7 protein-coding genes and 1 rRNA gene are annotated in these 11,490 nt (G+C 48.4%); 6 read left to right on the forward strand and 2 right to left on the reverse strand.

Features of this window, described 5'->3' with window-relative positions; translation table 11 throughout:
• The first annotated feature begins 339 nt into the window (after positions 1 to 339).
• Positions 340 to 1,152 carry a Cof-type HAD-IIB family hydrolase gene (locus tag BM184_RS07985; protein WP_086942993.1) on the forward strand — a complete coding sequence of 271 codons (813 nt, stop codon included), beginning with the start codon at positions 340 to 342 and terminating at the stop codon, positions 1,150 to 1,152.
• Positions 1,153 to 1,261: 109 nt separating this feature from the next.
• On the opposite strand, the gene BM184_RS07990 is transcribed toward BM184_RS07985, so the two are convergent.
• Positions 1,262 to 2,359 carry an FUSC family protein gene (locus BM184_RS07990; protein ID WP_177208595.1) on the reverse strand — a complete coding sequence of 366 codons (1,098 nt, stop codon included), beginning with the start codon at positions 2,357 to 2,359 and terminating at the stop codon, positions 1,262 to 1,264.
• A 289-nt stretch (positions 2,360 to 2,648) separates the two neighbouring features.
• Here BM184_RS07990 and perR point away from each other — a divergent pair, with 289 nt between their 5' ends.
• Positions 2,649 to 3,137 carry a peroxide-responsive transcriptional repressor PerR gene (gene perR / locus BM184_RS07995; RefSeq protein ID WP_086942995.1) on the forward strand — a complete coding sequence of 163 codons (489 nt, stop codon included), beginning with the start codon at positions 2,649 to 2,651 and terminating at the stop codon, positions 3,135 to 3,137.
• A gap of 104 nt (positions 3,138 to 3,241) precedes the next feature.
• Here the strand turns inward: perR and proC are convergent, their stop codons facing one another.
• On the reverse strand, positions 3,242 to 4,060 hold the full coding sequence (gene proC, locus BM184_RS08000) for a pyrroline-5-carboxylate reductase (protein ID WP_086942996.1): 819 nt from the start codon (positions 4,058 to 4,060) through the stop codon (positions 3,242 to 3,244).
• Between the two features lie 469 nt (positions 4,061 to 4,529).
• Between proC and BM184_RS08005 the strand changes: the two genes are divergently transcribed.
• The 4 genes from BM184_RS08005 to BM184_RS08020 all read left to right on the forward strand — a co-directional run.
• Positions 4,530 to 6,233: a glycoside hydrolase family 13 protein gene (locus BM184_RS08005; RefSeq protein ID WP_086942997.1), complete on the forward strand. Its 1,704-nt coding sequence runs from the start codon at positions 4,530 to 4,532 to the stop codon at positions 6,231 to 6,233.
• Positions 6,234 to 6,253: 20 nt separating this feature from the next.
• Entirely contained in the window at positions 6,254 to 7,564 is a 1,311-nt protein-coding gene (locus BM184_RS08010) for an alpha-amylase family glycosyl hydrolase (protein WP_086942998.1), read from the forward strand.
• 146 nt (positions 7,565 to 7,710) lie between these two features.
• The gene (locus BM184_RS08015; protein ID WP_086942999.1) at positions 7,711 to 9,984 is read left to right on the forward strand and encodes a glycoside hydrolase family 65 protein; all 2,274 of its coding nucleotides are present in this window, start codon (positions 7,711 to 7,713) and stop codon (positions 9,982 to 9,984) included.
• A 1,325-nt stretch (positions 9,985 to 11,309) separates the two neighbouring features.
• Positions 11,310 to 11,490 (forward strand): 16S ribosomal RNA (locus tag BM184_RS08020); the annotation flags it as partial.

Consider the following 11,490-nt stretch of genomic DNA (forward strand, 5'->3'; position numbering starts at 1 on the left):
TGGTAGTCCGGGCGGTCGTCTCATTTGAGGCGACCGTTTTTTTGTATGCAGGAACAGCCCGGAGCTGTCCTCCGGCGTAGGTAGGGTTGGCCGGAGGACAGCGGCCGTATTTGCACCTAACTCCGGGCAGCGGGTGCTCGCCGGAGAAGGGCCGCCGAATCCGCGATGAACTCCGGCGGTCCAGGCCTTGGCCGGAGTTGGTGATCAGGCGCCAGCCTGATTGCTGTCCAGTGCAACATTTTTCATTCTGCTTTATGCAAGATTGTCACATCCTAAAGCATTTTTTGGTACAATGAAGAGGCAAATACATCGAATGAGAATGATGGGGTGGGTTCACTGATGATAAAAATGATAGCAATCGATATCGACGGCACTTTGGTCAATGGCCAGAAAGTGATGACGCAAAAAGTGAAAGAGACGATCCAAGAGGCGATGCGTCGAGGCATCAAAATCGTGCTATGCACAGGCCGTCCGCCTGCGGGCATCAAGCCTTACGCGAACGAACTGGGATTTGGCGAACATGAGGACTACATCATCGCACAGAATGGCGCCTATATTCTGCGCGCGGACACGAACGAAACGGTCTACAAAAAGACGTTGACGCTTGCTGAAGTGCAGGAAATTTACGAGTTCGGGAAAGGTTTTTCTGCCGGCACGCTGTTGGTCGGGGAGCACCATTACTACAGTCTGGAAGATGAAGTGACGGAATCGATGCAGAAGGATGCCACCATCGTCAACATGGACATCAGCGTATTGGATCCCAAAGCGGTAACCGAAGAGATGGGCTTGATGAAGATCCTTTACATCGGCGAACCGAACGAGGTGGATGTCATCGATTCGGCCATTCCAGACAAGATGCGGGATGACTTCTATATCGTCCGCAGCCAGGATTTCCTGATGGAAGTGATGGAGAAGAGTTCGAACAAAGGCACGGCATTGACGAAATTGGCGGACCATCTGGGGATCGCGATGGAGGAAGTGATGGCGTTGGGAGACGGGGAGAACGATTACGAAATGATCCAAGTTGCCGGCCTTGGCGTCGTGATGTCGAACGGAACCGACAATCTGAAGAGCATAGCGAACGAAATCACCTTATCCAACGAAGAAGATGGCGTGGCCCATGCCATCGAGAGATGGGCTTTCCAAAACTAGAATCAAACAATCGGGTAATAAAATAAAAAGAGGCGCGCAGTCGACAAGAAAATTCTTGGTCGATTGCACGCCTCTTTTTTGATGTCCCTAAACAAATTAAATCGGCTGTTTAGTGGATGATGTCTTCGATATTTTTGATGTTTTTTGATTTATTGCCCGGGGTCGCTTTGTAGCTGCGGACCAATTTGTTGAAGTGGACCAAATCATCTTCGTATGCCAGGATGGCACTCATCAGATGGATGATGCCATAGCTTTCGGAACTGCTGTATTTGCCGAAATCACTTTCTTCTTGGGCGCGCTGGAAAAAGACGTCCATCAGAACGTGGCGTTGGGCCTTATCGGCTTCAAAGAAATTGACCTGATTGGCCGGAACACGTCCGCTGAATTTCAGCATGATCTGCTCATGTCCACTCATCAGCGTTTCCAGACGTTCGCGGATCATGACGCGCATTTCGACAGGGAACTGATAGAAAACATTTTCGTAATCGTGCAGCACTTCCAGGACGTGGAAGGCGGAGCGTGTCGTTTGGATCATTTTGCGGTAGACGACCAGCATTTTTTTGTTCTGATATTTATTTTGTTTGTTGAACAGACCGCTTTCGGTCAAATACTGGTAGAGATTGTCCATTTTTTTGAGCTGCGTACGCGCCCATTTCAGGTCGTTGTTCATGATGGAGTATTCGGTATTCTTGCGCAAGCCGGCACGAATCCAAATCAGAAACTCGGTAGTTGCGTAGTCCACTGTGTGGTACAGGCGTTCGTCGTATCGCGGCGGTGCGACGAATGTATTGACCAAAAAGGCAATGATGACGCCGACGAACGTTTCCAATACGCGGTAGGTGGCACTTAACATCAAATTGTCATCCGTACCGACCATGATGACGATCAATGTCACAATCGAGAGCCCGATCACGTCTTCGAGCTTGAGGGCATTCAGGATGGCGATCAACAGCATGACCGAAATGCCGAGTAGGTAGATATTGTACCCCAAAGTCATGACGACGAAAACGGCGACCAAACCGCCAATCGTGTTGGCCATTATCCGGCTCTTCAGGTTGGCGTAGGAACGGCCAAGGGAGGGTTGGGTGGAATAGATGGCAGCGATGCCTGCGATGACGCCTCCGCCTTCGAATCCGAAGTATTGGGCGACGATCATTGATAATGCGACGGCGAGACCCGTTTTAAAGGTGCGGGCGCCAAGTTTCATAAGTTTCAGCTCCATGTCAATAATTTGTGTAGATGGCTAAACAGATTGAATCAAGTTAAGAATATACCAATCAGGAGCCGGTGTAAAGATTGGATGAAAGCGTCCTAACCCAAGAGCTGCTATGCATCCGCTGTCATCGGCGGCGAGATAATAAAAAGTAAGTATTTTTTAATAATGTTAGGGGCTTATGTATTGCTATTTTCGGCAAATCGATATATGATGAACTCAGCTAAATGTAAATTATAATGACTATCATATACAAGTGATTCCAGAAGAGGGGGGATACACCATGCACCATACAATCGTAAATGATTCAATCGAGAAAATGAAAAATGCAAATATCCGAATTACACCACAACGTTACGCGATTTTGGAATATTTGGTCGAGTCCAGGATGCATCCGACAGCGGATGATATCTACAAAGCGTTGGCCGATCGTTTTCCTAACATGAGCGCAGCCACTGTTTACAATAACTTGAGGCTTTTTGTAAAAATTGGCTTTGTGAAGGAATTGGCTTATGGGGATGCTTCAAGCCGTTTTGACTTCAGCAACACGCAACATTATCACGCCATCTGTGAAAGCTGCGGAAAAATCGTCGATCTTTATTATCCGGTATTGGATGATGTGGAGATGGTTGCCGAGAATTTGACCGGTTTTCAGGTCAGTCATCACCGCATGGAAGTCTACGGAATCTGTCCTGAGTGCCAGGAAAAAGGGGTCCAAAAAGCAGACATCGATGATGGGGCCGAAGCTGCCGGGCTTCACCACCATCATTAATGAGTATGAGCTCTTCCTCCGATTTTGCGAGGGAGAGTTTTTTTGTATCACAAATGAAACCCCTGAGCCAATGCAGCGGCTCAGGGGTTTCGTTTTGGATAGATTCAGTTTTCTTTCGGTTTGCTCATGGCGATGGATTTGTCGATGGTTGTCTGGACTGCCGAAATGACAGCTGATCGGAATCCATTTTTTTCCAATTCCGCAACGGCTTCGATTGTCGTTCCGCCCGGGGAACAGACCATGTCCTTAAGTTCGCCTGGGTGTTTGCCGGTTTCCAGAACCATTTTTGCGGAACCAAGGACAGCCTGTGCGGCAAATTTGTAGGCTTGTTGACGAGGCATGCCGCCGCGTACGGCACCATCCGCCAATGACTCGATGAACATGAAGACCAAGGCCGGAGATGAACCGCTGACGCCCGTCACTGCGTCCATCATGTATTCCGAAACCATTTCGCTGCGGCCGAAGCTGTCGAAGATGTTTTTGACATCCGTCAGCTCAGCGACGTTCACCAATTCGTTGGCGCAGATGCCGGTCATGCCTTCGCCTACCAAAGCAGGGGTGTTCGGCATGGCGCGGACCACTTTGACTTTGCGGCCGAAGCGTTCTTCGATGTCACTCAAGCTTTTTCCGGCTGCAATCGTGACGATGACTACGTTCTCTTTGATGGATGTTTTGATTTCATCGATGACGACAGTGTAGACATTCGGTTTGACGGCCAAAAAGAGGATATCCGACTCGACTGCCACCTGTCTGTTGTCGGCCGCGATGCGGATGCCGTGTTGCTCCTTCAGTGCTTGCAGGCTTTCGTTATCTTGGCTGGATACGATGACTTGGTTAGGTGCGACAAGTGCAGAACCGACAAGCCCGCCGATGATGGCTCCGCCCATATTCCCGCTGCCGATAAATCCGATTGTTTTTTTCATGGATGAGGACTCCTTTTGGATGATGAGTAAGTTAGTTTAATTGCTTTAACTTCATCATTATACCAAGGAAATAGGGAAACGGTACAGAAAATGATGGAATGCTGCAAAGTATGGGCATCATCACATCCTGTGATTTGTTTTTATTAGGCCTTTTGGGTAAGCTTAAGGTAGGTATTCGTACAACCAATAATGATGGCTAGCTTCACGGGTTAGCCCTTCGGAAAAAGGATAGAGGAACCTCTTGTCTCTGCGAGCCAAGGCATACTGTTCGACTAACCTGCTGACGCAGGAAGTCTCTCAGCAATTGCGCTCTACGATGCTCATTTGCATGGGAGTCTTTGGGATTTATCCCTTAGAGTCCCAGTACAAGGTGACCGCAGGGAACGTTGCGAGGCCAGATTTCCTAAAATTCTATCAGGGCTGAGCGAACCCGTTCCGCTTTTCACATCATAAAAGTGAGGTTTTTGATATGGGTAACGTGCGTGAGTGGTGGCATGGATTGATTGTGTATCAAGTGTATCCGATGAGTTTCCAGGATTCTAACGGCGATGGTGTAGGGGACGTCCGCGGTGTCATCAACCGGTTGGATTATATTCAAAATTTGGGCGTCAATATGATTTGGCTGAATCCGATTTTCAAATCGCCGAAAGTCGATAATGGCTATGATATTTCCGATTTTCTGGAGATCGATCCGATTTTCGGGACGATGGCTGAAGTTGACGAGTTGATCCTCGAGGCGCACAAACGCGGCATCAAAGTCATCTTCGATTTTGTGATGAACCATACCTCGGACCAGCATCCGTGGTTCCAGGAAGCCTTGAAGGGGAAAGGCAATCCGTACCGCGATTATTATATCTGGGCGGACGGCAAAAACGGCGGGAAAGATCTGCCGAACAATTGGGAATCCTTTTTCACCGGCACTGTCTGGGAAAGGGAACCATTCGGCGATCAATATTATTTCCATCTGTTTGCGAAAGAAATGCCTGATCTGAATTGGGACAATCCGGAAGTGCGGCGCGCGATGGTCGACATCGCCTTTTTCTGGCTCGACAAGGGAGTAGACGGTTTCCGTCTGGATGCTTTCATCCATCTGCAGAAGGAAGAGGGTTTTCCGGATGTGGAAGGGCTGGACGAAGGGGAAATCGGTTTGGCTGAGAACTATTACGCCAATCTTCCGAAAATCAACGAGTACATGAAATTCTTCACCTCGACTTTGCGGGAACGCTATCCGGATACCTTCATCGTCGGCGAGGCAGCCTCGGCCACGGTCGATCTGGCGCGTTCCTATACGGATCCGGTTGTCGGAGGCTGCGATACGGTCATCACTTTCCGTTACTTCACGATGGATGAAAAATCGAAAGACCCGCGCCTATCCCAAAATATGCAGAAAACAAAACTGCTTTATGGCGCCTTCAAGAAAAATCTGCAGGAGTGGCAGAAGGTAATGGCGGATGTCGGCGGACCGACGCTCTATTGGAACAATCATGATATGGCTCGGGTCGTTTCCCGGATCGGAGATGACACTGTCCACCGCGATAACAGCGCGAAAATGCTGGCGACTCTGATGTATCTTCAGAAGGGCATCCCCTTCATCCTGAACGGGGAAGAACTTGGGATGAAGAATCTTTACCTGAACGACATCAAAGATTTCAAATCGCCGGAAGCGCAGACGTTCTATAAGAATGCGCTCGCTTTGGGATACAGTGAAGAGTCGGTTCTTTACAATCTGCGGGAAAGTTCCAAGGACGCCAGCCGCGGTGCGATGCAATGGGATCAGTCGGCTTTTGCCGGTTTTTCGACGGTACCCCCGTGGAGTGGCGTCAATGTTGAAGCGGATTATAACGTAGCCGCGGAAGAAGCCAATCCCGGCAGTATCCTGCATTTTTACCGGAAAGTATTGGATCTGAAGAAGACGGATCTGTTCGTCGAAGGCGACTATCATCTCTGGGATACGCACGATGACTTCTATGTCTATGAGCGTGTGATGGACAAACAAGTCGGTCTGGTCATCTGCAACGTCACGGATCAACCGAAGGAGTTTGTGCTTCACCCGTTGGAACACCATGGATACCGCCAGATTCTGTTGCAGAATGAAGGGAACTGGCTTGAAGGGGAAACCTTGCACCTGGCGCCTTATGGGGTGGCTGTTTTCCAGACCGTTTACAACAGTTGAAATAGATAAGGGGGATCCTTATGGCGAAAGACACATTCTTGAATTTGCGGAATCAAATCTTTTATTGCATTTATGTGCGTAACCACACACCGGAAGGGACTTTTAAAGCCATCATCCCGGATCTGCAACGCATCAAGGGGCTGGGTGCCGACATCATCTGGTTCATGCCAATCCATCCCATCGGCGAAACAAAGCGCAAAGGCGTGGAAGGCAGTCCTTATGCCATCAAAGATTACCGCGCTGTCAATCCTGCCTACGGAACGATGGACGACTTCAAAGCATTGGCCGCCGCTATCCACGATTTGGGCATGAAAGTGATGATCGATGTCGTGTATAATCACACTTCGCCGGATTCACAGCTTGTCGAACAGCATCCGGAGTGGTTTTACCGCAGACCGAACGGCGAAATGGGCAACAAAGTCGGTGAGTGGTACGACATCGTCGACTTGGACTACAGCCATCCGGAATTGTGGGATTATCAAATCGAAACACTGAAGCAATGGGCAACAATCGTGGATGGCTTCCGCTGCGATGTGGCGAGTCTCGTGCCCGTGGAATTTTGGGTGCGCGCCAGAAAAGAAGTGGCGGAAGTCAAAGCAGGCGTCGTCTGGTTGGCCGAGTCGGTCCATCCGAGTTTCCTGAGGATGAACCGGGATCGCGGCAATATCGGCTATTCCGACAGCGAATTGTATGAAGCGTTCGACATCACCTATGACTATGATGTGCACGATTTCCAGCAGGCTTACTTCTGGGGGGAAATCAGCCTCAAAAATTATCTTGATGTCCTTCTGTTCCAGGACGGCATCTATCCCGTGAATTACGTCAAATTGCGTTTCTTGGAGAACCATGATCATCCACGCATCCGATCGAAGATCGATGACATCGGCAGGCTGCGGAATTGGACTGCTTTTGCCTATTTCCAGAAAGGGACGCTGCTGCTCTTCGGCGGACAGGAGACCGCGACGGCGCACCTGCCGGATCTGTTCGAAAAGGATCCGATTGCGTGGACCGGTGAGGAGGATCTGACACCTTTGTTGCAGCGGCTGCAACGTTTCAAGCGGGAAGGCGCTGTTCGGGAGGGCAGTTATGACCTGAAAGCAGCTTCCGGATCGGAAACGGTCATCGGCCAATACCGGTTCGGGAATGAAAGGCTGACGGGCATTTTCTGCCTGGATGGGAAAGCTGCCAAGGTTGCTGTCGATTTGCCGGATGGTGCTTATCGGAATCAGCTGGATGACCAGGAGTATCAAATCAGTGAAGGGTTGCTGGAAACCCGATACGTGCCAATCCTGTTCAAGAGTTACGGCGAGGCGCTGCTGACCGAGGTCTGAAAGCGCATGGGAAATATTGTAAAGCAATGGATGATTGCGCTTGCATTGAGGTGGTCAAAATTGGGATAATAGAGTCATCAAAACAATCATTCTTATGCGGGCTCCGAAAAGGACCGGCATCTGATTCCGGAAAGAAGGTCTGTTATATGAAAAGACTGTTTGATATCGATCCTTGGAAAATAAAGACGAATGTATTGGACAAAGAAGAGAAGCGGCTGCAGGAAAGCTTGACTTCGATCGGCAACGGCTACATGGGGATGCGCGGCAATTTTGAGGAGGGTTACTCAGGCGATACCCATGAAGGGACCTACTTGGCGGGTGTCTGGTATCCCGACAAGACACGTGTGGGCTGGTGGAAGAACGGCTACCCGGAATATTTCGGGAAAGTCATCAACGCCATGAACTTCATTGCTGTGGGTATCCTCGTTGATGGGGAACCGCTTGATTTAGCGAAGCAGCCTGTCGCGGATTTTCATATGGAATTGGATATGCGCCGAGGCGTATTGAACCGCAGCTTCATTTGGAAAAGCGAGAGCGATGCTGCGGAAATCAAGTTCACTTTTGAACGCTTCGTCAGCATCTCACAGAAGGAGCTTTGTCTCGTGCGGGTAACGGCAGAAGTGTTGAAAGGGTCCGCCGACCTGGAATTCCACCCGCGTCTGGATGGCAATGTGACGAACGAAGATGCAAATTACGAGGAGATGTTCTGGGAAGAAGCTGGGCGTACGCTGGATGCGCCTGTCAGTCTGAGCGCCAAAACGATTCCGAATCCGTTCGGGATCGAACAGTTCACGATCACCGCAGCGATGAGCAACCGAGTTTCCGGATTGGGGCAGACCGGCAGCAACGAAAGCGGCCTTTTAGTAGAAGAAACTTTTTCCGGAATCGTTACCGCAGGAGAAAAGATAGTCTTGGACAAGTACGTGGCCATCATCACCAGCCGCGACATTCTGGATGCCGAGCAAGCGTTCATCGCCAAAAAGATGGCGAGTGAAGCGGCTGGGGCAGGCTACGATCCATTGCTCGCCGCGCATGAACGTGCTTGGGAAGCAAGGTGGACGAAAGCGGATGTGAAAATAATGGGGGACGATGAAGCGCAGCAAGGAATCCGCTTCAATCTTTTCCAACTGTTCTCCACTTATTACGGTGAGGATGAACGCCTGAACATCGGTCCGAAAGGCTTCACCGGTGAGAAATACGGCGGCGCCACCTATTGGGATACGGAGGCGTACATGGTGCCGATGTACCTTTCTGTGGCCGATCCGAAAGTGACCCGCCAATTGTTGCGCTATCGCCATCAGCAGTTGCCGGGTGCTTATCACAACGCGCGGCAGCAGGGTCTGAAAGGCGCATTGTATCCGATGGTGACTTTTACGGGAATCGAATGCCACAATGAGTGGGAGATCACTTTCGAAGAAATCCACCGCAATGGGGCGATCGCGCATGCCATCTATAATTACACAAATTATACTGGCGATGAAAGCTATCTAGTCGAGACGGGAATCGATGTCCTTATCGGAATTTCAAGGTTCTGGGCGGATCGTGTCCATTTTTCCAAACGCAATCAAAAATACATGATCCATGGCGTGACTGGGCCGAATGAGTACGAAAACAACATAAACAACAATTACCACACCAACAATATGGCGACTTGGACGCTGCAGTACACACTGGATGCGCTCAAAAAAGTGTCCCCGGAGAAATGGGCAGAGCACAGCCTGACGGAAACGGAAACGGGCCACTGGGAGGATATCATTGCCCGGATGTATTATCCGTATGATGAAGAGCTGGGCGTTTTCGTCCAGCATGACACGTTCCTTGATAAAGACCTTCGCCCAGCCGATTCATTGGATCCGAGCGAAAGACCACTGAATCAGCACTGGTCATGGGATAAGATCCTGCGGTCCCCATTCATCAAACAGGCTGATGTTCTCCAAAGCATCTATTTTCTGAATGATCGGTACAGCATGGATGAAAAGAGACGCAATTTTGATTTCTATGAACCGATGACTGTGCACGAATCTTCCTTGTCACCTTCCGTTCATGCTGTCCTGGCTGCGGAACTCGGCAAAGAAGAAAAGGCGGTCGAATTGTATGCACGCACTGCAAGGTTGGATCTGGACAACTACAATAATGACACAGATGATGGGCTCCACATTACTTCGATGAGCGGTGCCTGGTTGGCAATCGTCCAAGGCTTTTCCGGAATGCGCGTAAAAGAGGGAGTCCTGCATTTCAAACCTTTCGTTCCGAAAAATTGGCAAGGCTACGATTTCAAGATCAATTTCCGCGGCAGCCTGCTTGATGTGAAAGTGATCGAGGGGGAAGTGACCCTCACTGTTGAAGAAGGACCTGAGCTTGCTGTGTACTTGTATGATGAATTGGTTCAGGTGAAGGGAGCCGTCGCCGTTAAGCCGTGATGAGTTGGGGCTGCTGAAAGGCGTCCCTTAATCTATCGGTGCTGGAGAGGGATTGCACCCGTAAAGTCAGCCCTAAACTTGGATGATACGCGAAAAAAATCGGATAATTTTAAAAAACTGGCAACATTCACTTGCAAAGCAAACGCTTTCATGTTATTATTACAGTGTAAAGAAGGAATGGCATATGATCCGAAAGGATTATATAAAATGAATTCTTTACATAGAACCAATTGAAGTTCTTGCATCTTATGGTTTTAATTTCATTCATGATCGAGTAGAGACTTTAAGTACAGATCCGAAAAATCTAGAAAAGATTCAACATGACAGATTGAATGAAAAAAGTAACGTAGCAGCAGAAAAGATTTAGATTAGCTTGAAAACTAAGAAAAATTGATTTAACCTGTGAAGTTAAAACCGTAATAGGATGGATAAAGGTTCAGAAGTGGGAAACATTTTAGGCGAGTAAACCTAACATGTTATCTCGAAGAAGATTCGTGTTTAAATGTGAGTGGCGAGATGCCCCGTTTAAATGTTTTATGAATCTTCAGTTATACAACTTCATATTGTGGCCATGTTCCTCATTCAGTGGAAAAGAAGTCCGGAAGTTTGTAAGACTCACATGAACGAAGATCATGAAAACTAACGTTAACTTTAAATGCCAACAGGAGCAACAGTGTTGGCGGATAAATTACAGGAACTAGTGCTACAAGCATGAAGTGAGGCAACCTCGCAATTTGAGGTTGCCTCTTTAATTTTGCCTGCAGCTTCAGCATTACTGTCGGCAAACACGGCTTATTTATGCCTCTATTTGAAAATTTAATCGAATTTTCCGGAAGATGACTGATCCGCAATAATGCTGATGCACTGCTGTTGACAAGGCTTACATTTTTGTGGTAAAGTTTAGTTCCTCGGTAATCCGATGCGTTTTGTTTTGAAATCTGTTTGACACGGATTTGAAATGATGATAGTATTATGAAGTTGTCTTTTGTAAGGCAACGGCAAGATAAGATTCATTGTTGACAGCAAGATAAAACGATGTTATCATATGAAAGTTGCTGATTCATCCGAAAAACAGTTTGAAATTTAATTTTAAAAAGCTGTTGACAACATGCGGTGACCGTGATAATATGAATAAGCAATCACGTAACACGTGATATGCGATTGACCTTTGAAAACTGAACAAAGAATGAACGAACCAAATGTGCAGGGAGCTTCGATTTCGGTCGAGGCAAACGAAGGCGATACTTAGTATCGCAAACATAAAGTCAGCAAGAAATTAAGAGCTATCAGCTTAACATGTAGGATTTCTGTACAAGAGTCCACATTTACATGAGAGTTTGATCCTGGCTCAGGACGAACGCTGGCGGCGTGCCTAATACATGCAAGTCGAACGGTCTTTTCTATGGAAGCTTGCTTCCGCTGAGAAGATAGTGGCGAACGGGTGAGTAACACGTGGGTAACCTGCCCATAAGAGGGGGATAACATCCGGAAACGGGTGCTAATACC

This window comes from Trichococcus pasteurii (assembly GCF_900112935.1).
Lineage (GTDB): Bacteria > Bacillota > Bacilli > Lactobacillales > Aerococcaceae > Trichococcus > Trichococcus pasteurii.

What these genes read in the sequence shown, in the direction of transcription:
- BM184_RS07990 (WP_177208595.1), bottom strand. Translation starts at nt 2,359, where the DNA reads ATGAAACTTGGCGCCCGCACCTTTAAAACGGGTCTCGCCGTCGCATTA.
- perR (WP_086942995.1), top strand. Translation starts at nt 2,649, where the DNA reads ATGCACCATACAATCGTAAATGATTCAATCGAGAAAATGAAAAATGCA.
- BM184_RS08005 (WP_086942997.1), top strand. Translation starts at nt 4,530, where the DNA reads ATGGGTAACGTGCGTGAGTGGTGGCATGGATTGATTGTGTATCAAGTG.
- BM184_RS07985 (WP_086942993.1), top strand. Translation starts at nt 340, where the DNA reads ATGATAAAAATGATAGCAATCGATATCGACGGCACTTTGGTCAATGGC.
- BM184_RS08015 (WP_086942999.1), top strand. Translation starts at nt 7,711, where the DNA reads ATGAAAAGACTGTTTGATATCGATCCTTGGAAAATAAAGACGAATGTA.
- BM184_RS08010 (WP_086942998.1), top strand. Translation starts at nt 6,254, where the DNA reads ATGGCGAAAGACACATTCTTGAATTTGCGGAATCAAATCTTTTATTGC.
- proC (WP_086942996.1), bottom strand. Translation starts at nt 4,060, where the DNA reads ATGAAAAAAACAATCGGATTTATCGGCAGCGGGAATATGGGCGGAGCC.